The sequence below is a fragment of the Paucibacter sp. M5-1 genome, assembly GCF_027498415.2.
GTDB lineage: Bacteria > Pseudomonadota > Gammaproteobacteria > Burkholderiales > Burkholderiaceae_C > Roseateles_E.
The window spans coordinates 5,272,988-5,296,827 of record NZ_JAPZLM020000001.1 but is presented as its reverse complement, the minus strand read 5'-3'; the positions used below and the strand labels follow the sequence as shown (position 1 = coordinate 5,296,827).

The following is a 23,840-nucleotide window of genomic DNA, read 5'->3' as shown; positions in this document are numbered from 1 at the left end:
TCTGAAAGGTGTCAGTCGCCGGCTCACTTGGCACCAATGGTGACCCAGGGCACTTCAAACCAATTGTCGGCACGGTGCACAACCGTCACATTGCTGCGCGCCGCCCAGGGGATGACCTGGCGATGCAGAGGAATGATGTGAACCTGTTCCTTGTGCTCCGCCAGTGCAGCCTTGATCAGTTGCTCGCGCTTCTTGGGATCGGCTTCCAAGGTGCTCTGCCCGGCCAGTTGGTCGAACTTGTCATTGCGCACATTGCCGTAGTTGTAGTAACCCACGCCCTTCTCGCCCCGATTGCGCAGTACCGGAGTCATCATCGTCTCGGCATCGGTGATGGCGCCGCCCCAGCCATACATATACATGCTGGTATCCATCTTCTCGACCTTGGGGAAGAACAGGGAGCGCGGCATCGCGTTGACCTTGACCTTGACCTTGAGTTGCGCCCACATCGTCGCCAGCGCGATGCAGATCTCTTCGTCGTTGATGTAGCGGTTGTTCGGGCAATCCAGCGTGACTTCGAAGCCGTCGGCATAGCCGGCATCGGCCATCAGCTTGCGGGCCGCAGCGATGTCGAAGGGGTAGCGGGACTCGATGACCGGATCGTTGTAGGAACCCAGCGGCGACGGCGTCAGGCCGCCGGTGGGCACCGACAGGCCATTCATCAGCTTGGTACGCATGGTCTCGATGTCGACAGCTTGGTACAAGGCCTTGCGCACGCGCTGATCCTTGAACGGGTTCTTGTCTCCCGGCACATTGCCATAGAGCAGTTTGTCGCGCGCCTGGTCCATGCTGATGAAGACCAAGCGGTTCTCAGGTCCGTCGATGATCTTGACGCCAGGGGTGCTGCGCAGTCGCGGCACATCGCGCGGCGCCGGGTCGAGCACGAAGTCGATCTCGCCGGAGACCAGCGCGGCCAAACGGGTCGCGTCATTGGATATCTGGGAGAACACGATCTCCTGCACATTGCCCTCCCAGTTGCCCCACCAAGCAGGATTGCGCTTGAAGCTGGTCTTGATCGCAGGCTGACGCGACACCAGCATGAAGGGGCCGGTACCGTTCGCGTTCAGCGCCGCATAGGTCTCTTCCTTGTTCTTGAAGTCCTGCGGCTTGACCACCTTGTTTTTCTCGGACCAGCTCTTGCTCATGATGAACACAGTGTCCAGATGCTGCAAGAAGATCGGATTGAAGCTGGCGAGTTGGAACTCCACGGTCAGGTCATCAAGCTTCTTCGGCACGCCCACCGCCTGCGCATAGACCGAGAACTGGGAGACCAGCTCCTTGGCTCTATTGATAGAGAACACCACGTCGTCGGCGGTGAAGGGGGAACCGTCGTGGAACTTGACACCCGGGCGCAGTTTGAAGCGCCAGACCAGCGGTGAGACCTGGGTCCATTCGGTGGCAAGGCCAGGACCGATGGTCAGATTCTTGTCGCGTTTGGTCAGCCGCTCATAGACCTGTCCGTTGATCATATTGGTCATGCTCTCGTTCTGAGAGTGCGGATCCATCGTCATCGGATCACCCTGACTGGCCCAGCGCAGGGTTTGCGCCTGCACGCTCAGTGCACAGGCGGCGGTGACCAGGCCCAGCAGCAAAAACGGCTTTCTCTTCATTCGGGAACTCCCAACTGTGAACGGACGGTGGCGCGAGTGTAGGCAGGCGCGGCAGCGCGCCGCCCCTGGGATTCACCTGATGGGGCTAGCCCGGATCAGCCGCGCACAGCGGGCTTGGCCCAGAGCTCGGCCAGATGGGTGAAGCCCCAGTCCTGGGCCAGTTCGCGGCCCAGGATCTTGTCGCTGCAGCCGGGTGCAGCCAGGTCCAGCAGCTGCACCGGGATGGGCAGCTTGGACTTGGTCGAGAAGAACACCCGCACAACAGGCGCCACCAGCTTGGCCGGGTTCTGCTCGATCACCACCGCCAGCCTTCCCGAATGCAGCTTGACCAGCGTGCCGACCGGGAAGATGCCTATGCTCTTGACGAAGGCCTGGAACACCGCCGGGTCGAAATGCCCCTGCCACTGCGCCATGCGCTGGATCGAGCCGGCCGGGTCCCAGGCGGTCTTGTAGGGGCGGTTGGAGGTGATCGCGTCATAGACATCGCAGACCGCCCCCATACGCGCCATCAGGCTGATCTGCTCGCCGACCAGCTTCTCGGGATAGCCGCTGCCGTCCATCTTCTCGTGGTGGTGCAGGCAGACGTCCAGCGTCGACTGCGGCACCGCGCCGCCGGCCTTCAGGGCCTGGTAGCCCTGCACCGGGTGGGTGCGCATGGTCGAGAACTCGGCATCGCTGAGCTGGCCCGGCTTGTTCAGCACCTCCAGCGGCATCATCATCTTGCCGACATCGTGCAAGAGCCCGGCCAGGCCGGCCTCGCGGACGGTCTGGGTCGACAGGCCGAGCTGGCGCGCCAGCGCCACCATCAGCGCGCACACCGCCACCGAGTGCATATAGGTGTAGTTGTCCTTGGTCTTGAGCCGCGCCAGGCTGATCAGGGCCGAGGGGTTGCGCTCCACCGAGGCGGTCACGTCCTCGACCAGGGGCAGGCATTGCTCGGCATCGATGGCACGACCCATGCGCGCCTCGCCGAACAGGTCCATCACCGCCTGACGGGACCGATTCACCAACTCGCCGGCGCGCGCGAGCTCCTCGCCAAGGCTGACGGGCGCGGGGGCCGGCAGCGGGCTCGGCACAGGCTGGGGCGCAGCGGCGACGGCCGCCACAGCGGCGGGCGCGAGCGCGACAGGCGCGACCGCAGCCGGCGCCAGCCCCTTGGAGAGATCGATCCAAACCTCCGGCACCCCGCTGCCGCGCAAAGCCGCCAATTCGGCCGGCTCATTGAGCACGAACTTGGTCTTCCAGAACGGGTGGGAGAGCCAGGACCCCTCCAGCGACTGGATGAACATGCCGAGTTCTACCTGCTGGACCGGGATCTTTTTGAGCATGACGCAGCCGTATGCGAAAGCAACAAGCCTCAGTATCGTGCGCACCGCGCCCCTGCATGCGGCGAACAGGCATAAAAAAGCCGCCTACAAGAGGCGGCTTGATGAATATCAAACAAATAGGCTTCAGCGCAGCTTGGGCTGCGGCACGACCTTCAGCTCACCCGGCAGCGAGGCCAGGTACTTGGACATGGCCTTCAGCTCGGCGTGGCTGAACTGCTTGACCTGGCCGGCCATGATGGCGTTGCCACGGCCCACGACGGCATTGCCCTCGACCTGGTAGGACTTCAGCGCGGCATACAGATAGTCGGCATGCTGGCCGGCGATCTTGGGGTAGCTGCCGTCGATCGGCTTGCTGAAGTTCGCACCGTGGCAGGAAGCGCAGGCGCCCTTGTTCAGCAGCTCGGTGACCTGGGCGCTGGCCGGCACGGCCGCCTCGGGCACGGTCGTCGTGCTCTTGCCATGCTGCTCGTAATAGGCCGAGATGTCGGCGATGTCCTGCTCCGTGAGGCTCAGCGCGATGCCGCGCATCGTCGGGTGCTTGCGCTCGCCCTTGGCATAGGCGCTCAGCGAGGCGGCGATGTACTTGGCGCCCTGGCCCGAGATCATCGGCACCTTGTACACCTCGGGGAAGCTGGACTGGTAGCCCGGGATGCCATGGCAGCCGATGCACATGGCCACCTTCTTCTGCCCGGCGGCCACATCCTGCGCCTGCACCGAGGTCAGGGCTCCGACGGTAGCGGCCAAAGCGAGCGAAATCTGCAGCAGTTTTTTCATGGTCCCGAGTGTTGTAGTGCTGGGTCTGGATCTGACACCGGGCGCGATTATAGGGGGCCCGTATACTGGCCCGCTGCCCATCTGTCGTTGATCTACACCATGAAGTTTCAAGGCTCGGACCAATACGTCGCCACCGCCGACCTGATGCTGGCGGTCAATGCCGCCATCACGCTGCAGCGCCCCCTGCTCGTCAAGGGCGAACCCGGCACCGGCAAGACCATGCTGGCCGAGGAAGTCGCCCAGGCCCTGAACCTGCCGCTGCTGCAATGGCATGTGAAGAGCACGACCAAGGCCCAGCAGGGCCTGTATGAGTATGACGCGGTGAGCCGGCTGCGCGACAGCCAGCTCTCCGGCATCGAGGGCACGGACAAGGTCCGCAATATCGAGAACTACATCGTCAAGGGCGTGCTGTGGCAGGCCTTCGAGGCCGATGCGCCGGTGGCCTTGCTGATCGACGAGATCGACAAGGCCGATATCGAGTTCCCCAACGACCTGCTGCGCGAACTCGACCGCATGGAGTTCTACTGCTACGAGACGCGCCAGCTGATCAAGGCCAAGCACCGCCCGCTGGTCTTCATCACCTCCAACAACGAGAAGGAGCTGCCCGACGCTTTTCTGCGCCGCTGCTTTTTCCACTACATCAAGTTCCCCGATGCGCCGACGATGCAGAAGATCGTCGACGTGCACTTTCCCGACATCAAGTCCGAGATGCTGGCCGCCGCGATGAAGACCTTCTTCGATGTGCGCAATCTGCCGGGCCTGAAGAAGAAGCCCTCGACGAGCGAGCTGCTGGACTGGCTGAAGCTGCTGGTGGCCGAGGACATCCCGACCGAGGCGCTGAAGAGCGGCGATGACAAGGTGCTGATCCCGCCGCTGGTGGGCGCCTTGCTGAAGAACGAGCAAGACCTGACCCTGTTCGAGAAGCTGGTCTTCATGCAGCGGAACAACCGATGAGCGGCCAAGACCTGGGCAAGGCCTTCCGGCAGGGGCTGGCCGACGCCATCGGCTTCGTGCTCGGCGCGCTGGCCGGCTGGCAGCTCGGCCGCTGGCTGGGCTACGACTTCATCGCCAGCACCGCCTGGGGGGTTCCCGAGCTGATCGGCCTGGCGCTGATCCTTGTGGGCTGCGGCCTGGGCCGCTGGCTGGCGCGCAAACTGATACTGAGAGGCTGAATGGCAAGCACTGACACGACGGCCATCTGCACACCGGTCACGCTGAGCGGCCGCCACGCCACGCTGGCACCGCTGGCCCCCGAGCACGAGGCCGGCCTGCAGGCCGCCGTGCGCGAAGGCGAGCTCTGGCAGCTCTGGTACACCGCGATCCCGACACCCGAAGGCATGGCCGCCGAGATCCGGCGCCGGCTTGATCTGCTAAGCAAGCAGAGCATGCTGCCCTTCACGGTCTTCGATGCCGACCAGCGCATCGTCGGCATGACCACCTTCATGAATATCGACAACGCGAACCGCCGCGTCGAAATCGGCTCCACCTGGTATGGCAACAGCGTGCAGCGCAGCCCGCTGAACACCGAGTGCAAGCTGCTGCTGCTGACGCATGCTTTCGAGACCCTAGCCTGCATCGCGGTCGAGTTCCGCACCCACCGCTTCAACAGCGCCAGCCGCCGCGCGATCGAGCGTCTGGGCGCCCAGCTCGACGGCATCCTGCGCTCGCACATGCGCGCCAGCAACGGCACGCTGCGCGACACCGCCGTCTACAGCATCACCGCGACCGAATGGCCCACCGTCAAAACCCATCTGCAATGGCAACTCGCAAAACCCCGCTGAAGAAAACCCCCAAGAAGACTTTCGACGTCGACGCCCTGTGGCAGATCGAGCGTGTCGGCGCCCCCAGCCTATCGCCCGATGGCGCCCAGGCCGTGGCCGCCGTGACCCGTTACTCGATGGAGAGCAACAAGGCCCAGTCCGGCCTGTGGCTGCTGTCGACGCTGGGCGGGGCGCCCCGCGCACTGACCAGTGCCGGTGACAAGGATGGCCAGCCGCAATGGAGCCCGCAGGGCGACCGGATTGCCTTCATCGCGCGCCGCGAGCAGCAAGGCAGCAAGGACGAGGAAGCCCAGCTCTACCTGATCGCGCCAGACGGCGGCGAGGCCCAGCGCGTCGGCAGCGTCGCCACCGGCGTCGAGGCCTTCAAGTGGTTTCCGGACGGCAAGCGAATCGCCTTCATCTCCTGGGTCTGGCCCGGGCTGAAGGGCGCGGCCGCCCAGGCCAAGGCGCACAAGGAGTTCAAGGAGCGCAAGGCGACTGGCTACGTCACCAGCGAGGCGGTCTACCGCTACTGGGACCATCATGTGCCGATGGGCCGGGTCGCGCATCTGCATGTGATGGACGTGGCCACCGGCAAGACCCGCGACCTGTTCGAGGGCACCGACCTCGAGCTGACCCGCGCCGACCCCGACGCCAACTGCTTCGATATCGCACCGGACGGCAAGCGCATCGTGTTCGCCTTCGACCCCGCCGCCGAGAAACGCCTAGACAACCGCTACGCGCTGGCAGAAGTCGAGCTCAAGAGCGGCGCGATCCGCACGCTGCTGCAGGACAAGGACTGGGATCTGCAGGCGCCGCGCTACAGCCACGCCGGCCAGCACCTGGCCTTTCTGGCCAGCCACCAAGGCAAGAAGCACACCATGCCCTCGCAACTTGCCGTGCTGGACACGCAGGGCCATTGGGCCGTGCTGTCCGAGGACTGGGACTACGAGGTCACCGCGCCGCTGCGCTGGGATGAGGACGATCTGGGCGTTCTGTTCGGCGCCGAGGAGCGCGGCCGCCGCCACCTCTGGCGCTTCGACGTCAAGACTTGCGAGGCCTTCAAGCTCTTCGAGGGCGGCAACGCGACGGCCTTCGCGCTGGAAGCCGGCACCTTGGTCGTGCAGCACGACAGCGTCCAGCATCCGCCGCGCCTGTCGGTGGTCGTCAGCGAGGGTGATGAGGAGGGCCGGGGTCAGGTCATCAGCCGTATCGAGTCCTTCAACGACACGCTGCTGGCCGACTACACCTTCTGCCGCCACGAGGAGGTGGTCTACAAGGGCGCCCAGGGCGACGATGTGCAGATGTGGCTGGTCTACCCGCCCGGCTTCGATGCGAAGAAGAAATACCCGGTGATGCACCTGATCCACGGCGGCCCGCACACGGCCTTCGGCGACAGCTGGCACTTCCGCTGGAACCACCAGGTCTTCGCCTCGCAGGGCTATGTGCTGGCCTGCGTCAACTATCACGGCTCCTCGAGCTTTGGCTACCAGTTCCTCGACTCGATCACCCAGCGCTGGGGCGAGCTGGAGCTGCAGGACGTCGAGGCCGGCACCGACTGGATACTCAAAAAGCCCTGGGCCGACAAGAAGCGCGTCTTCGCCACCGGCGGCAGCTACGGCGGCTATATGGTCGCCTGGATGAACGGTCATGTGAAACCGGGCCGCTACCAGGCCTATGTCTGCCACGCCGGCTGCTACGACTGGCAGGCCATGTTCGCCGACGACGCCTACACCTGGCATGCCAAGGAACTCGGCGCCTGGTACTGGGACGATGCCGCCAAGGTGGCCTCGCAAAGCCCGCACGCCTTCGCGAGGCACATGGCCACGCCGACCCTGGTGATCCATGGCGCGCTCGACTACCGCGTGCCCGATGCCCAGGGCCTGGCCTACTACAACACGCTGAAGGCCAAGGGCGTCGACGCGCGCCTGCTCTGGTACCCCGACGAGAACCACTGGATCCTGAAGCCGCGCAACAGCAAGCTCTGGTATGGCGAGTTCTTCGGCTGGCTGGCCAAGCACGACCCGGCACCGAGCCGCACGAAGAAGGCCTGATCAATCGCCTTCGGCCAGGCCCCAGTCGATATCGCCGCACAGCACCCGCAGCTGGCCGTCGCGCCAGAAGGCCACCGAGACGGTGACGCACACGCGGGCGCCATGCAGGCTGAGGTAGGGGCGGGTCAGCTGCACCTCACCGATTGAGGCGATGGCGCGGCGGAAATAAGGGCGGCGGGCCCAGCGGGCATCGCCAGCCCGCTCCAGCGGCGCATAGCGCGGGTCGGCCACCTCGACCCGGCCCGTGGGCGCCACCCGCTCGCCCTGCTCGCGGCCCTGCTCGTCCAGCAGATAGCAGAGCTGTGCCTGCTCCAGCCGCAAAAAGGCCGCGCACGCCTCGGCCATCGGCCGGCCCTGCTGCAAGGGCTGCAGGGCCAGGGCCAGCGCGGTACGGAAGGGCGCGACCCGCTCCTCATCGGCCTGACGCAGATGCAGATGGCGCTGGTCAAACAGCTCCCACGCGCTCTCGACCTCGCCGCTGACGGCCTTGCTCAGCAGCTGCGGTGAGGGATGGCCAAAGGCATAGCCCTGCACCAGGTCGACATCGGCATCCAGCGCCAGATGCGCCTCGTCCTGGGTCTCGACGCCCTCCAGCAGCACCAGGGCACCGCACTCGTGCAGCAGGGCCACCATCTGGCTGAGCACGCGGGCGATGCGCTTGGAGTCCATCGCCCGGGTCAGCAAGCTGCGGTCGAGCTTGACGATCTCGGGCCGGATGCGCCAGATGCGGTCGAAGTTGGAATGGCCGACGCCGAAATCGTCCAGCGCCAGCAGGCAGCCGGTGGCGCGCGCCTGCTCGACGGCCAGCTCGAACTTGTGATCCTGCGACATCACGTCCTCGGTCACCTCGAACACCAGGCGCTGCATCGGCAGGCCCAGCTGGTGCACGACCTCGACCGCGCGCGCCAGCATCTCGGCCTGCTCGGTGACGTTGACGAACACTGCCGCATGCACATTCAGGAACAGCCAGCTGTCCTGCGCCTGCTGGGCAACGAAGTTGTGCACATGCAGCAGGCGGCACAGCCGGTCCAGGCGCACCTGCTCCTCGAAGCTGCCGACCCGCTCGAACAGGCTGACCGGCGACAGCAGCCGCCCCTGCCCGTCCTGCACCCGTACCAGGGCCTCGTAGCCGACCGGGCGGCGGTGCGGGAAGCTGTAGATGGGCTGGAAGCTGCTGCTCAGCAGACAGTCGCCATGGCGGCCCTGCCAGATGCCGTCCTGCTCACTGATGGCCTCGTACAGGGCCAGCAAGGTGCTCTCTACTTCGGTGGCCATGGCGCTCCGATCCGGCGGTCTTGTCAGCGCGATGCTAGCGGATACCAGGCTTGGCTGCGGTGCAGCATCGGATGTGGATAATCAAGAGCCTACCTGCCCCACCCGAGCCCATGCTGATCAAGTTCTTCTATACCCTGCGCGCGGCCAAGCTGCCGGTCTCGGTCAAGGAGTTCCTGACCCTGCTGGAGGGACTGAAGGCCGGGGTGATCGGCGCCGACGGCGTGCCGACGATAGACGACTTCTACTACCTGGCCCGCACCACGCTGATCAAGGACGAGGCCCAGTTCGACAAATTCGACCGCGCCTTCGCCGCTTATTTCAAGGGCGTCGAGCTGCTGACCGACTTCACGAAGGACGTGCCGCTGGAGTGGCTGCGCAAGCATCTGGAATTGGAACTGACGCCCGAGCAGAAGGCGGCCATCGAGAAGATGGGCTGGGACGAGTTGATGGAGACGCTCAAGAAGCGCTTCGAGGAGCAAAAGGAACGTCATGAGGGCGGCAACCGCTGGATAGGCACCGGCGGCACCAGCCCCTTCGGCAACAGCGGCTACAACCCGCAAGGCATACGCATCGGTGGCCAGGGCGGCAACAAGAGTGCCGTCAAGGTCTGGGAGCAGCGCGCCTACAAGGACTATGACGACAACCTCGAGCTTGGCACCCGCAATATCAAGGTGGCACTGCGCCGGCTGCGCCGCTTCGCCCGCGAGGGCTCGGATCTCGAGCTCGACCTGAACGACACCATCCACAAGACCGCGGCCAACGCCGGCATGCTGGACATCCGCATGATTCCGGAGCGCCACAACAAGGTGAAGGTGCTGCTCTTGATGGATGTCGGCGGCACGATGGACGAGCATGTGCACCGGGTCGAGGAGCTGTTCTCGGCCGCCAAGACCGAGTTCAAGCATCTGGAGTTCTATTACTTCCACAACTGCGTCTACGACTTCGTCTGGAAGAACAACCGCCGCCGCTTCGCCGAGAAGTTCCCGACCTGGGACATCATCCGCAAGTACAACAAGGACTACAAGCTGATCTTCATCGGCGACGCGACGATGAGCCCCTACGAGATCCTGCAGGCCGGTGGCAGCGTCGAGTACAACAACGAGGAGCCCGGCGCCGAATGGCTGCAGCGGCTCACCCATGCCTTCCCGAAGTACGCCTGGATCAATCCCGAGCCGCAAGGCGTCTGGCAGTACCGCCAGAGCATCGCGCTGGTCCAGCAGATCATGCATCAACGCATGTTTCCGCTCTCGCTGGCCGGGCTGGAAGGCGCCATGCGTTTGCTGAGCAAATGAGGGGGGGCACGCTGCGCACAGGCATCGCGCTGGCGAGTCTGCTGCTGTCGGGCTGCGCCAGCCTGAGCGGCCTGTTCAATGGCGGCAAGCCGGTCGGCGCGCCGGCGGCCGACCCGCAGAAGATCGCCTACGAACTCGAGATCGAGGCGCCCGAGGCGCTGCGCCCCCTCTTGCAGGAGCACCTGGATCTGGCGCGCTTTCAGCGCATCGGCGAGGACGAGCGTCTGAGCCGTATCGAGCTCGACCGCCTGGCCGCCGCCGCACCGGCCCAAGCCCGCTCGCTGCTGGAGACCGAGGGCTATTTCAACGCCGAGGCCCGCTTCGAGCGCCTGGCAGCCGACGAGCGCGGCCTGCAGCGCGTGCGGCTGACCGTCACGCCCGGGCCCCGCACCGAGGTGACCCGGGTCGACCTGAGCTTTGCCGGCGCGCTGCAAGAGCCCCAGGGCGAGGATGCCCAGGCGCTGGCCGAGCGCCTGCGGGCCCAGCTGCGCGAGGACTGGAATCTCGACCCGGGTCGCTATTTCCTGCAAAGCCGCTGGTCCTCGGGCAAGACCGAAGCCCTGGCCACCGCCCGCGCCGGCGGCTACCCGCTGGCGCGCTGGGCCCATACGGCCGCGCGCGTACATGCCGAAACCAATAGCGCCGAGCTGGAATTGCAGCTCGACAGCGGCCCGCTGTTCCGCCTCGGCGAGCTGCGCATCGAAGGGCTCAAATACCAGCACGAGGAGACCGTGCGGCGCCTGGCCGGCTTCACCCCGGGCCAGCCCTATAGCGAGCGCGGCCTGCTGGACTTCCAGGAGCGGCTGCTGCAGACCCAGCTCTTCGATGGCGCCAGCGTCGATATCCAGCCCGAGGCCGAGCAGGCCGAGGCCACGCCGGTGCTGGTGCGCCTGCGCGAGGCGCCGCGCCAGCAGGCCACCACCGGCATCGGCTACAACGCCAACACCGGCCAGCGCGTCACGCTCGAGCACCTGCACCTGATCCCGTTCGGTCTGCCGATGCGCAGCCTCAGCAAGCTCGATCTGGGCCGCGATCTGCGCGCCGCCTCGCTGGAGCTGACCTCGCACCCGCAGAACGATATGCAGCGCAATCTGGGCTCGATCGCGCTGGAGGAAGACCGCAGCGAAGGCGAGATCAAGACCAGCCTGACGGCCCGGCTCGGCCGGCTGCGCGAGACCACCCGCGACGAGCGGCTCTACTACATCGAGCTGCTGCGCTCGCACGAGCGCGCCGACGATCTGAGCGTCAGCGCCGGCGCGCTGTCGATCAACGGCCAATGGACACGCCGGCGGGTCGACAACAATCTGCTGCCCACCGAGGGGCACACGGCCTCGCTGCAGCTGGGCCTGGGTCGCGCCGACAGCTCGATCGGCGCCAACGGCTTCTTCGGCCGGGTCAATCTGAAGACCGCCTGGTACCGGCCCTTCAAGCTCAGCAGCCAGACCTGGTACGCCAACACCCGGCTCGAAGTGGGCCAGGTCTTCGTCAAGCAGGACGTCGGCGTGCCCGACAAGCTGCTGTTCCGCGCCGGCGGCGACGACTCGGTGCGCGGCTACCCCTACCGCAGCCTGGGCCCCACCGAGGGCGACCAGAGCGTTGGCGGCCGGATGCTGTTCGCGGCCAGCGCCGAGATTGCCCGTCCGATCAGCGAAGCCATGCCCAGCCTCTGGGGCGCAGCCTTCATCGACGCCGGCAATGCGGCCGACCGCTGGGGCGACCTGAAACCGGCCCTGGGCTACGGCATCGGCCTGCGCTGGCGCAGCCCGGTCGGGCCGCTGCGCATCGACATCGCGCGCGGCCATGAGCTGCGCAAATGGCGGCTGCATTTCAGTGTAGGTATCGCGCTATGAAGTCAGACACTGCGGCTTCGCCGAACAGCGTCGGGATCGCGCTATGAGCGAAGAGCAAAGCACGCCGGCACCGGCCACGCTGCCTCGCAAGAAGCGCAGCCGCCTGCTGCTTACCACCAGCCTGGCCCTGCCGACCTTGGCTGCCGCCGCTGCGCTGGCGCTGTACTGGGGGCTCAAGACCGAGACCGGTACGGCTTGGCTGCTGCAACAAGCGCCAGGCCTGCAGATCGAGGCGCCGCAGGGCCCGCTGCTGGGCGACTTCTCGGCGCGCCGGCTGCGCTACCAGAGCCCCGCTTTCAGCATCGAGCTGCGGGACCTGCGCTGGCAAGGCCTGAGCCTGGCCTGGGAGCGCACACCGCTGCTGTGGGGCCGGCTCGAGATCAAGCGCCTGCAGGCGCGGCGCCTGACGCTGGGCTGGCCCGACAGCCCGACCTCGACCGAGCCAAGCGCCGCACCGCAAGACCTGACCCTGCCGCTGGCGGTGCGAATTGCCGAGCTGCGCGTGGACGAGGTGCACGCACCGCCGCTAGGCGCGCAGCCCTTGCGCGATCTGCGCGCCGGGGTCTGGCTTTCCGAACAAGAGGGCCAGCGCCATCGCATCGAGCTGCAGCACCTGGCCTGGGACAAGCTCTCGCTCAGCGGCCAGGCCAGTGTGCAGACCACCGCTGCGATGAATGTGGATTTGCAGGCCCTGCTGCGCTCCGGCGAGCAATGGCAGGCCCAGGCCTCGCTCAAGGGCCCGCTGGATGCACCGGCGCTGCTGGCCAGCGCCGAGACCGCCGGCCAGGCGCTGCAGCTGAATGCCGCGCTGCGCCCGTTCGCGCGCTGGCCGCTGCAGGCCGCCGAGCTGAACGCCGACAAATTCGACCTCGCGGCCCTGCACAGCGGCCTGCCGAGCACCGTGCTGAGCGGCCATGCGCGGCTCAAGGCCAGCGCCTGGGACCAGCCGGCCCATCTGCTGGCCGAGCTGCGCAATGGGGCGGCCGGCCGCTGGGACCAGCAGCGCCTGCCGGTGCACAGCCTCAAGCTCGATCTACAGGCCCGCCCCGATCATCTGCAGGGCCTGCAGGACCTCAGCAGCCTGAAGGTCGATGTGCTGGAGGCCCAGCTGGGCAGTGCCGGCGCGCCGGCCGGCCGGCTCAGCGCCCAGGGCACGGGCCTGCAGCTGCAGGCCCGTGTCAGCGAGCTGCGCAGCGCCGCCCTCGATGCCCGCTTGCCGGCCCTGCGCCTGAACGGCCGCGTCGACCTGAAGGGCCAGCTCGGCGAGCGGCCCAGCCTGGACCTGGATGGGCGGCTCAGCGGCGACTGGCAGCAGACTGCCAAGCTGAGCCGGCCGGTCGAGCTGCAGCTGCGTGCGAACAGCGACGGCCGCCAGATCGAGCTGCAGCAGGCCCTGCTGCAATCGGGCGCCTCGCGCCTGGATATCAAGGGCCAGGTCTTGCCTGCCAGCGGCGCGCAGGGCTGGAGCGCCAAGCTCAGCGCCAGCACCCAGGACTTCGATCCTCGCCTGCTCTGGGCGGGCGAGGCCGGCTCGGGCTGGGCCAAGGGCCAGCACAGCCTGGATGCCACGCTGCAGGCCGAGCTGCGTCAGGGCGCCGATGCCTGGCCGCTGGGCACCGCCAAGCTGCAGCTCCAGCCCAGCCTGCTGGCCGGCGTAGGCCTGGACGGCCAGATCAGCTATCAGGCGAGCGGCAAGGCCAAGCCCGAGCTGCAGCTGGACCTCAGCAGTGCCGACAACCGGCTGCGTCTGAGCGCTCAGGGCGGCGCCGCGCCACAGGGCCGCGCCGAGATCGCCGCACCGAAACTCGCGGCGCTGACACCCTTGCTGACGCTGTGGGCCCCGCAGGCCCAGCTCAGCGGCGGCCTGCAGGGCACGCTGGCAATCAACGGCAAGGAAGGTGGCAAGGACGGCGGCGGCAGCACCAGCGGCCGGCTCGACATCAAGGCGCTGCAGCTGAAGAACCTGCCCGGGCTGGACAGCCTGCGCCTGGACGGCGCCACCCTGGATTGGCAGCTCGACAGCCGCATCGACGCCCCGCTGCGGGCCCAGGCCCAGCTCAAGCAGCTCAGTCTCAACGGCAGCCTGCTCAGCCAGGCCCAGCTCGATCTGCAGGGCAGCTGGGCGCGCCATCAACTCAAGCTCGACGGCCAGGGGTACACACCCACACCGGCCTGGGCCGCCACCATCGCCGACCCCGCGGGCCTCAGTGGCAGCCTGCTGCTGGCGCTGAACGGCCAGCTCTCGGCCTCGCCCTGGCTGGCCTGGCAGCAGGCGAAGGATCCAGTCAACTGGCAGGTTCAGGCCAGCCGGCTGCTGCTGCGGCCCACCCGCAGCGAGCAGCCCGACTGGGTCTCGGCGCGCGACGTCAAGCTGAGCCTGCAGCTGGGCACATCGATCACGCTGCAACAGGCCGATCTGGCACCGGGCCGCATCGAGCTGGCCGGTGCCGGGCTGCGCTGGAGCCAGATTCAATGGCTGGCTGCCCGTGACGCTGGCGGGCAGCCGCAGCTGAGCGCCGAGCTCGAACTGGAACCCCTCGCGGTGGCGCCGCTGCTGGCGCGCTGGCAGCCCGAGTTCGGCTGGGGCGGCAAGCTGGTGATGGGTGGGCGGGCGCGGGTGCGCAGCGCGCCGCAGGTCGAGGTCGACATCGCGCTCAGCCGTGCTGGCGGTGACCTGACCGTGACCGACGAGGCCGGCGGCGTCCAGGCCCTGGGCCTGAGCGAGCTGCGCCTGGGCTTGCTGGCCAGCGGCGGTGTCTGGCACTTCACCCAGGCGGTGGCCGGCAGCAATCTGGGCGTGCTGGGCGGTGCCATCACCAGTCGCACCTCGCCGCAAGCCCTGTGGCCGGCGCCGGATGCGCCGCTGGAGGGCGTGCTGCAGGCCAATGTCGAAAACCTGAGCACCTGGGGCAGCTGGGTGCCGACGGGCTGGCGCCTGGGCGGTAGCTTCAATGCCGGAGTCCAGCTGGCCGGCAAGGTCGGTGCCCCGGAGATCATCGGCCAGGCCAATGGCGCACAGATCGCGCTGCGCAACCCGCTGCTGGGCGTTGATGTGCGCGACGGCGAGTTCTCGCTGAAGCTCGATGGCAGCACCGCCACCCTGGAGCGCCTGAGCGCCCGCGGCGGCGAGGGCAATCTCAGCGCCCAGGGCCGCGCCCTGCTCGGCGACAAGCCCGAGCTCACGCTGAACATGACGGCCGAACGCTTTGCCGCGCTGAGCCGGGTTGACCGCCGCCTGAGCGCCAGCGGGCAGGCCAGCTTGAAGATCGATCGCGACGCCTTCAGCCTCGATGGGCGCTTCACGGTCGACGAAGGCCTGTTCGATTTCAGCCGTGGCGATGCGCCCAGCCTCGACGACGATGTGCAGGTACTGCGCCCCGACCGCGCTCCGCCCGAAGCCGGGCGCACGCGAGCCAGCGGGCGCGCGCCAAAGATCGATCTGCAGCTGGCCCTGGATCTGGGTCGGCAGCTGCGCATCAAGGGACGCGGCCTGGACACCCGCTTGCGCGGTGAGCTGAAGCTGGCACACCAGGGCGCGGGGCCGACGCTGAACGGCGTGCTGCGCACCTTCGGCGGCACCTATGACGCCTATGGCCAGCGCCTGGACATCGAGCGCGGCGAGATCACTTTTGCGGGCGTGGTCGACAATCCGCGCCTGAACGTGCTGGCGGTACGCCCCAACACCGATGTCCGGGTCGGCGTGACGCTGACCGGCACGGCCTTGAATCCGCGCATCAAGCTCTTCTCTGAGCCAGATATGGGCGACACCGACAAGCTCTCCTGGCTGCTGCTGGGCCGTGCACCTGATGGCCTGGGCCGCACCGACACGGCCCTGCTGCAGCGCGCCGCGCTGGCCCTGCTCAGCGGCGAGGGCGAAAGCACCTCGGGCAAGCTGATCAAGAACCTGGGGTTGGACGAGCTGTCGCTGAGCCAGGGCGAGGACGACTCGCGCGGCACCATCGTGCGCCTGGGCAAGAACATCTCACGGCGCTGGTACCTCGGCTACGAGCGCAGTCTCAACGCCACCACCGGCAGCTGGCAGCTGATCTACCGCATTGCACGCCGCTTCACCCTGCGCGCCCAGGCCGGCGAGGAGAGCGCGGTGGACCTGATCTGGCAGTGGAAGTGGGAGTAGACAAGGCGCGCCAGCATTCAGGCTCATGCGACAATTCGCGCCGCCTCGGCTTCGGGGCAATAGCTCTCCGTAGTTCAATGGATAGAACGGCCGCCTCCTAAGCGGCAAATGTGGGTTCGATTCCCGCCGGAGGGACCAAGACAGCGTTTCAGAGCGTCCTGCAAGCGATCAAGCCTCCATGTGAATCAATCACTTAGAGGATTTTTTCATGCCATCGAAGCTCATGGGGTTGCTTTACAGCTCAGGTCGGGTGGGGGAACATCTGGGGGAACAAAGCACCGTTCCCCCACCTCCTCAGGACTTTGTTCCCCCATGCTCACCGATAAAGCTTGCAAAAACGCCACCTGTCCGACTGGCAAGACCCGGCTCCGGCTGACCGATTCAGGTGGCCTGTATCTGGAGGTCGCACCGAGCGGCTCCAAGCGCTGGTTTGCCAAGTACCGCTTCGGCGACAAAGAGAAGCGCCTCGCGCTAGGCAGCTATCCCGAGGTGTCGCTGAAGGCCGCCCGCGACGGCCGGGACGCCGCACGCAAGACTCGCGAAACGGGCGCCGATCCTGTCCAGGCCCGCAAGGCAGAAGTGATCGCCAAGCGCGTGTCCTCGGCCACCACCTTCAAGGCCGTGACCGAGGAATATCACGAGAAGAAGGCCGGCGACTGGAGCAAGGTCCACGCCGCGCAGTTCCTGCGCTGCTGCGAGAAAGACCTGTTCCCTTGGATCGGCGCCCTGCCCTTGCGCGACATCAACGCACCTATTCTGCTGAACACCTTGCGCCGGGTCGAAGCTCGCGGCGCCACCCAGCTGGTGCGCGATCTGCGCGAGTTCGCCGGGCAGGTGTTCATGTACGGCATTCGCACCGGCAAGTGCGATGGCAATCCGGCCCGCGACTTGGTCGGGGCCTTCAAGACCCACACCGTCAAGCACATGGCAGCGGTGCTGACCCCTGCCAAGGCCGGCGAGCTGATGCGGGCCATGACCAACTACCAGGGCCAGCCCACGACCAAGGTCGCACTGCTGCTGTCTGCGCTGCTGTTCCAGCGCCCCGGCAACATCCGGTCGCTGGAGTGGTCATGGATTGACCTGGACGGTGCCATGCTCACCATTCCCTCCGAGGCCATGAAACGCGCCAAGGCGGGCAAGCTCAACGGCCGGCCGCATCTGGTACCCCTGGCCACCCAAGCCGTGGCCGCGTTGCGCGAGATCCAGCCGTTGACCGGCCATGGCCGCTTCGTATTCCAGAGCCTTCGCACCGGCGACAAGCCGATGAGCGAGAACACCGTGAATGCCGCCCTGCGCGGCATGGGCTACAGCAAGGACGAAATGACCGCCCACGGCTTCCGAGCGATGGCCCGCACCATCATGGTGGAGAACATCGCTGGCATCGAACCTGATGTGATTGAGGCTCAGCTGGCGCATGGCAAATCCGGGCCTCTCGGCTCGGCCTATGATCGCGCCGAGTACATGACCAAGCGCAAGGCGCTGATGCAAACCTGGGCGGACTACCTGGACCAGTTGCGAATCGGTGCGAAGGTCATCGACTTCAGGGTCGCCTCTTCGTGAACAAGAAGGCGGGGCATCCAGGCTCAAGCTACGCTCCACATCACCTGCGGCCCTCCGAAGGCAGGGGTTGTTGGTTCGATCCCAACCGGGCGCACCATATGAATCAAAGACTTAGGCCGCCATAGGTGGCCTTTTTCGTTTCCGGTAGGCCAAACAGCATGTCGATTCGTCGGAGGCCGCCCTTCGACGAAGTTGCAATAGCTTCTCTAGCAATCGCAAGCCGAAGGAGCCCGACATGGCTAGAGCCACAACCAGCACGCCGCCAGGGCACCCAACATCACCCAGCAGCTTGACCCCCTGTTTGATGGCGTAGGTGTCGGAGCCCTCGCGCTGAACTTCGCGCAAGCGTTGGCCGAGGCGGCAGGCGTGAAAGGCGCAAACGCCGGCATCCGCTTCTAGCTCTGGCGCAGGAGCAGTAAGCGGCCTGACGCTTCACCCAGAACACGGCGGCCCCTCGGGCCGCTTTGTATTGGTGGGCCGGCTGCACCCCGTGGTCATGCGGCGCGGGTGCCGAAATCCGGGCCGCAACCATATCGCCCACTACCTTGACGTCATCGAAGCCCACCGCAGCCAACGGGAACACCGGCTGGCTGGTGAAGCCCAGATATGCGCCGCGTGAATCAAGTCTCCGCTGCTGCCACTTTCGTCGATGTAGAAGTCCACGCTGCCACGCCCCCTTCCCAGAGACCCAAGCTATCGACTCAGTCAAATCTATGACGCTTCTTGCACGATTATTGAGGCGAGCATTTCCAGAGAGTTCAGTCCCTAAAACTAGGCATCGCCTGCGATCATTGCAGCGATCGTTTCCCGCGCCATTTTTTGGTTCTTCGTAAGGCGGCTGGATCATCCCATGAGCTAGCGGGGTGGAAAAATCGAACCAGGTTGACAAGGAAGGCACATGATCTTCGCAACAAGAAATCCTGTCCGAGAGCGCCCCGCAGGCGGTATGGCTTGGGCGGTCGATGCTGCGTCTGGCCGCCCAACGTATATCGGCAAATTGAGGCGTGAGCAGACAGGACTCCGTTGCGGATGTATCTGCCCGGCGTGCAATGCGCGCCTGCAAGCCGTGAGCGCCGGCAATGATGCAAACAGCAGGCGCTTCCCTTTCTTCCGCCATCACAAGGCTCAGCAAGGTCCCGGTTGCAAGTTTCGGGTTGCGGAACTGGCTGCGCTCAAGCTCCTATCGGAGCGCGGCTTGATTGAGATTCCGCCTCCGCGCAGGACATCGACGTATGTTGGCGAGAGCGGACGGCGGTACGAGGTTGAGCAGATCGGAGAAGCGATTAAAGAAGCCATCATCGAACATCGCCTTGTGAGCTCGGTCAGGGCAATTCTGACGCTTGAGAGCGGACGCCAGGTGGTTTTGATGCTGCGCGGCCATCAGGAGGTCGGCGAACTCGGCTCCGTCTTTGCGGTCATTGAAGTGCAAGTCAACGACCCCGAAGTTGCGTGGATGTCACCGGAAGAGATCGTCGCCCGATCCTCACTGGACTCGGAGTGGCTGCGCATCGTCCATCATCAGGACGATGCGCGCTTGACCCGCATGGCGGAAGATGAGGCTCGAAATCAAGCCCTGGAGCAGCTCGACATCAGGCCCGATGAGCTCGGCTTGCCTGTCGGCGCGACCAGGAAGCAGGCCTCCGAATCGCTAATCCATTGGGCGATCAAGGACGCGCTGCTCAGCCTCGGTCGTCTGAGAACCCCCGAGTTCAGGCAGAACGTCAGCGCCGCAGAGGATGGCGGCGAGTTGCACACCGTCGAGGTGTTCGTGCCCTCCACATGGCTGTCCATCGCCGATGTGGCCGACGAGGTGCTTTTCGATGGCTATCGGCCGGATATCGTCTGTGTGGGGCATGCGGAACACAGCATCCTGGGGCAGTTCAGATTGCTGGTTGAAGTGGCGGTCACTCACAAGGTGACCTTGACCAAGCTCGACTTGATCAAGCGCGATGACGTTGCCTGCATTGAACTCGATGTCATGCGATTTGGGCAAGGCGGTCAGGTGAGCCTTTCTCAGCTTCGCCAGCTCGTCGCCGAGGACCTCCAATGCAAGGCTTGGCTGCACCACGCTCGGATCAGTCAGATGTTGGCCGAAGCTCAACTCAAGGCCAATGCAGCGCGCGACGCTGCAGTTGCTCGAAAGGAAGCCGCAGCAGCGCACGCGCTGGCGAAGGCGCAGGAGGGCCGCAAACGCGCTCGCCAGGCTCAGGCTGAGGCAGAGGGGCGTCAAGCTTGGGCCGGTGGCCTGAGCAGATACGCAGCTCTCAGAGAGTTGCGATTGCTGCTTGAGCACCGCTGGGCAGGCAGAAAGCCGGTCACCGCCAATGGGATGGTCTGGGCAGACGGCGAGTTCGAGGCCGCAGTCGCACACGTGATATCCCGTTTCGAGCTTGGAAAGGATGTAGTCTCTGATCGAGGCGTAGCGCGACGGTTGTCCGAGATCGTTCGAGCCAGCCAAGCCGGCGCGGCACCGCTCGACTACAGCACTCTCGTAACCATGATGGACAGCTCGCTCCCATGGGAACGCGACTCCTGGGTGGGATTGCTACATCAGGCGATGGACCACTGCAACCCTGCTATCAGGCCGGATCAGCAATACGCCTACGACAGTCGACGACAACAGGTGTTCGACAGTCTTAGTGCGGGCGCAACGACATATGTCCGGCAAGTCGATTTGGATCCCGTCCTGGCAAGCATGTTTCCGGAATTGAGGAAGATATTAGAACAAGACCTCGGCACGAACCGCTACTGCGAGCGCATTTGGCAAGCGCGAGAGGAGGTAATGCGCGAGGCGCAGGCCAAGGCAGAGGCGCAGGCCATCGCGGCAGCAGCCGAGAAAGCAGAGCGCGATGCCGCGCTTGCTGCTGAGCGGGAACGCAGTCGCCTGCCGGATGCGATCAAACAGATCACCTACAGCATGAACTGGCGTCAGAACCTGAAGGTACCTGCAAACGCCGACGAGGCTGTGCGCTGCCTGACCCTCACCGGCCATACGGATCGCAGCCAGCCGACGATTGATTTGGTCATGGCCGGTTGGGTGGCTCGAAATTCGGGCATTTCGTTTTCCGACTGGTTTGCCAGCAGGAGCTACGAGTCTGCCGAGCATGCCGAAGCGGCCAGCACAGCGTTGAACAAAGCCTTCCTGATCCAGCAGAAGCATCGACAGGCGTAATGCCGAGCCTTCGCTTTCCTGGCCGCATGAATGCTGGGTTCTGCATACAGTCACCGTGATCAAGGACCTGAAGATCAAGGGCTCGTCCCTGGTCGTCAAGGTCGGCACCAAGGTCAAGAACATCCGCCTGGCCGACGGCGACCACGACATCGACTGCAAGATCGACGGGGTCGGCGCCATAGGGCTGAAGTCGGAGTTCGTGAAGAAGGCGTGATCGCAGGCTTGCATCGATCGACATCCAGACTGATGGGTGCGCCATACACCTGCCAGTCTGTAGATCCACATCGGCAGTCGGCTTGCGCACGCTGTGCCACCTCGTTTCGTCCTCAGCAAAAGTGAGGATGAAGAAACACTCAGCAGCCTGCTTTACTACTAGCCTCTGCAGTCTCAGCAGCGGCGGGAGAGGCAATGGCTACGGCTTGGGGACCGAAACACATACAGGGATTGATCGTCGTATCAACTGGATGTCTATGCCTTCCGATTATTGTGTTCGGCACTTTCTATGCCATATGCACTGGTGCTATCACGGCAGCTGATATCGGGACTATTGCTGGGATTGCCAAGGGAGGTGGAATTCTTGGCCTTGGCTTGATAGTAGTGATGGTTATACGCATGGGACTTCGAGGTGCGGAACGATGAAAACTTCCTTTTTGGTCAATGTGCAAATTGTCGTTGCGCTCGTTGCCGTCGCAGCAACTGTCTTTGCATCAAGGCAGTTGGTGCCAGTCACCGAGCAACTCGTTGCGTTGAAGTCAGAGGTGGTTCAACTCGAAGCAAAGAAGATTGAACTTCAACGCACGAATAGTGTGATCACAGCCAATGCCACGCCTGCTACTTCCGTCGTCTCAGCAGAGGTCGGGTGGGTCTATGTAGGGCGCGTGAACAGCGATAGGGTTTGGGCGCCGCCGGCAGAAGGCGTAGCCCCAGCACCCAACGAGAAAGCTGTCGAGAATTTCAAAGAGGTTATGGTCTCAAAGAACACTCCGTATGTTGACAACGCGGACGCGCCCAAGGTAGATATTGCAGAATTCAATCCATCTACTAGTTCTGGGCCTGTTCGGCTAGTAAGAGCAGGGACATCGCTCCCAGTACTGGATGTCAGGCGTGAGGCCTCGGCAGGCGGGGCTAGTCTTGTGTGGGCCAAGGTTTCCATCCCTGCCAAAGCAATACTGGAGATTCAGGGGCGAAGCTGATTTTCTCAGGAGGCTCTTCGATGGATGACCCCAGCGCAGTTGAAAAGTACCAAATGCTGGTCAGCCAACTCCAGCATGAGGACAACTTGGCCAACATACGGACGCATTGGGCACTGGTGATCCAGGGTCTCCTTCTAACCGGCGCCGGGGCAGTTCTGGGGCCTACTCCATTCAGCTCATTAACTGAAAAAAGTACACCGATCATGCTCGTCCTAGCGAGCATTGGACTTCTCACCGCGGCCGCAGCGGCAGTAGGTGTACGCGCATCAGAGGATCAGCAGGAAGCTCTTTGCAGATGGTGGCGAGAGCAGCCGAAGAATGCCGATCAGTTCCCGCCTCTCTACGACCACCTGAAGCGCCAGTGGTACTGGCGAGCATCCGGCTACTTTGGGCTGGTTGGGCTGCTGTGGGCGATCATGATCGGCGTAGCCCTCTGCAAGCACCCGAAGTGATCACTAATCACTCTGGTCGCGTAGCTCTACACAACTGGTGGGGCTGCCAAGTCCAGGCGATCAAAACCCGGACTCTCTGAATCCACCCATAGAACTGTTAATCCGTAGGTCCCTGGTTCGAGCCCAGGTCGAGGAGCCAACATTAACTGTTGACAATCAAAGGCTTGCACGAAAGTGCAGGCCTTTTTTCTTTGCAGAAAAGCCAGAGTTTTTGGCTTTTGCCACAAAGCTGCCACAACTGAAGACTGGCATTCCGCCATCCAGTGGAGCCTAGAAGGCTGGCAAGAGCAACTTAGGAATGCCCGGCCAATCGCGTACTCGGCGGGTGCCGTGGGCGAGCTCGTTTCCGGAACACAAGCAACTCCCATTCGATTGGCTTTGAGTACTCGGGCCGCATTGCGTTCTTCAACAAATCGTCTACTTCAGCCGGTAGAGCTTCCCCAAGTTTCGCTTGCAAGGACGCATGCACGGTGGAGATCAGCTGCTTGAGTCGAGTACCGTAAGAGTCCGCCCACGAGTAACTCATGACGGGCGTCTTTAGATCAACGAGCTCACAACTGGCGAGCAGACGGCGATTGCCGTAACGACCGGAGAGGACAATCTTCGAGATCTCCTCATACACAGCACGGTACTTTGGACTTGACGCTTTAGCTCCCACCACAATTAGGATGCCGTTGTTTCTCAAATATTTTGCACAATTCTCTATTTGACGTGCATATGCCCGCGCTTGATCTTTTGTTGTTAAAAAATTACTAAAAACCACAACCTCAAATCGATGTCTCTTAACCCTAGTACTGGAAACTTGATCACCTTCTTCATCATAAGACCAAGTCTGTTCTGGCCGATTAAATTCCAGCGCTTCGAAATCCCAGAACGTTCCATGATGGAAGGGGACTTGCCAACTTCGCCCGCTAGGCGAATGGTAGTTGACGAATTCAGTAAAGTGATGGAGCCAGTTCCTAAACTGCGAACTCCGTTCGACATAATCGATCGAGAATCTATGATCCTTATGGAAGCGATTAGACGATGACGACTCTAACGACTTCGGTAGATGCTTCCGGAAAAAATCGGATATCGCGAACATAGATGGCCCAGGGCCTGTACCTACGTCGAGAATGTCTACATGTTTAACTCCTCTCACAGGCATGAGCCTGGCAGCATGGAGTTGGTCAAAGATCAATTGAAACCGATGGAATCTATCGAGAAAGTGCAGGAGTGCATACGCCTCTGCTGTGCCCTCCTCTTCGTAGGTTATTTCATCACATTTTCGAAGGACGTTTAGAATTTGACCAACTATGGCCTTTGCATCTTTGTCGCCCTCGATGCGCTGAACAAGAAACTCAGTGAGTAGTGATTGCAACTCCAGAAATCTGGGGCCATGTTCAGTG

15 protein-coding genes, 1 tRNA gene and 1 pseudogene are annotated in these 23,840 nt (G+C 64.1%); 13 read left to right on the top strand and 4 right to left on the bottom strand.

All coding sequences use genetic code 11. The annotated features are described in order from the left end of the window. Positions 1–23: 23 nt before the first annotated feature. The 3 genes from O5M90_RS25035 to O5M90_RS25025 all read right to left on the bottom strand — a co-directional run bounded on the left by O5M90_RS25035 (position 24) and on the right by O5M90_RS25025 (position 3,709). Positions 24–1,607 carry an ABC transporter substrate-binding protein gene (locus O5M90_RS25035; RefSeq protein ID WP_269838985.1) on the bottom strand — a complete coding sequence of 528 codons (1,584 nt, stop codon included), beginning with the start codon at positions 1,605–1,607 and terminating at the stop codon, positions 24–26. 95 nt (positions 1,608–1,702) lie between these two features. Beyond that, a complete protein-coding gene (locus O5M90_RS25030) occupies positions 1,703–2,935 on the bottom strand; it encodes an HD-GYP domain-containing protein (protein WP_269838986.1) in 1,233 nt (410 codons plus the stop codon). A gap of 123 nt (positions 2,936–3,058) precedes the next feature. Then, positions 3,059–3,709: a c-type cytochrome gene (locus O5M90_RS25025; RefSeq protein ID WP_262970915.1), complete on the bottom strand. Its 651-nt coding sequence runs from the start codon at positions 3,707–3,709 to the stop codon at positions 3,059–3,061. Positions 3,710–3,808: 99 nt separating this feature from the next. Here O5M90_RS25025 and O5M90_RS25020 point away from each other — a divergent pair, with 99 nt between their 5' ends. Genes O5M90_RS25020 through O5M90_RS25005 form a run of 4 tightly spaced genes read left to right on the top strand, consistent with a single transcriptional unit; the run spans position 3,809 to position 7,523 of the window. Further along, entirely contained in the window at positions 3,809–4,663 is an 855-nt protein-coding gene (locus tag O5M90_RS25020; protein WP_137944026.1) for an AAA family ATPase, read from the top strand. Further along, positions 4,660–4,881, top strand: coding sequence for a hypothetical protein (locus tag O5M90_RS25015; RefSeq protein WP_269838987.1), 222 nt, complete (start codon positions 4,660–4,662; stop codon positions 4,879–4,881). Before O5M90_RS25020 ends, O5M90_RS25015 begins: the two co-directional genes overlap by 4 nt. After that, positions 4,882–5,490: a GNAT family N-acetyltransferase gene (locus O5M90_RS25010; protein WP_269838988.1), complete on the top strand. Its 609-nt coding sequence runs from the start codon at positions 4,882–4,884 to the stop codon at positions 5,488–5,490. It begins immediately after the preceding gene. Beyond that, complete coding sequence (locus O5M90_RS25005; protein WP_269838989.1) at positions 5,466–7,523, top strand: S9 family peptidase; 2,058 nt, start codon at positions 5,466–5,468, stop codon at positions 7,521–7,523. The genes O5M90_RS25010 and O5M90_RS25005 overlap by 25 nt, the downstream gene beginning before the upstream one ends. Here O5M90_RS25005 and O5M90_RS25000 read toward each other — a convergent pair whose 3' ends face one another. Next, positions 7,524–8,798: a sensor domain-containing phosphodiesterase gene (locus O5M90_RS25000; RefSeq protein ID WP_269838990.1), complete on the bottom strand. Its 1,275-nt coding sequence runs from the start codon at positions 8,796–8,798 to the stop codon at positions 7,524–7,526. Positions 8,799–8,908: 110 nt separating this feature from the next. Here O5M90_RS25000 and O5M90_RS24995 point away from each other — a divergent pair, with 110 nt between their 5' ends. The 9 genes and pseudogenes from O5M90_RS24995 to O5M90_RS24955 all read left to right on the top strand — a co-directional run bounded on the left by O5M90_RS24995 (position 8,909) and on the right by O5M90_RS24955 (position 22,452). After that, entirely contained in the window at positions 8,909–10,090 is a 1,182-nt protein-coding gene (locus tag O5M90_RS24995; RefSeq protein WP_137944031.1) for a vWA domain-containing protein, read from the top strand. Then, complete coding sequence (locus O5M90_RS24990; protein WP_440402426.1) at positions 10,087–11,940, top strand: autotransporter assembly complex protein TamA; 1,854 nt, start codon at positions 10,087–10,089, stop codon at positions 11,938–11,940. The genes O5M90_RS24995 and O5M90_RS24990 overlap by 4 nt, the downstream gene beginning before the upstream one ends. Positions 11,941–11,983: 43 nt before the next feature. Further along, positions 11,984–16,075: a translocation/assembly module TamB domain-containing protein gene (locus O5M90_RS24985; protein WP_269838992.1), complete on the top strand. Its 4,092-nt coding sequence runs from the start codon at positions 11,984–11,986 to the stop codon at positions 16,073–16,075. Positions 16,076–16,138: 63 nt separating this feature from the next. Further along, positions 16,139–16,213: transfer RNA gene (locus tag O5M90_RS24980), tRNA-Arg, on the top strand. 174 nt (positions 16,214–16,387) lie between these two features. Beyond that, on the top strand, positions 16,388–17,635 hold the full coding sequence (locus tag O5M90_RS24975) for a tyrosine-type recombinase/integrase (protein ID WP_269838993.1): 1,248 nt from the start codon (positions 16,388–16,390) through the stop codon (positions 17,633–17,635). A gap of 1,066 nt (positions 17,636–18,701) precedes the next feature. Next, a complete protein-coding gene (locus O5M90_RS24970; RefSeq protein ID WP_269838994.1) occupies positions 18,702–20,807 on the top strand; it encodes a hypothetical protein in 2,106 nt (701 codons plus the stop codon). Positions 20,808–20,853: 46 nt separating this feature from the next. After that, positions 20,854–21,021: pseudogene (locus tag O5M90_RS24965) on the top strand (alkylphosphonate utilization protein); the annotation flags it as partial. Between the two features lie 421 nt (positions 21,022–21,442). After that, positions 21,443–22,000: a hypothetical protein gene (locus O5M90_RS24960; RefSeq protein ID WP_269838995.1), complete on the top strand. Its 558-nt coding sequence runs from the start codon at positions 21,443–21,445 to the stop codon at positions 21,998–22,000. Positions 22,001–22,020: 20 nt separating this feature from the next. Then, positions 22,021–22,452, top strand: a complete 432-nt coding sequence (locus O5M90_RS24955; protein ID WP_269838996.1) for a hypothetical protein — start codon at positions 22,021–22,023, stop codon at positions 22,450–22,452. Positions 22,453–23,840 lie beyond the last annotated feature (1,388 nt).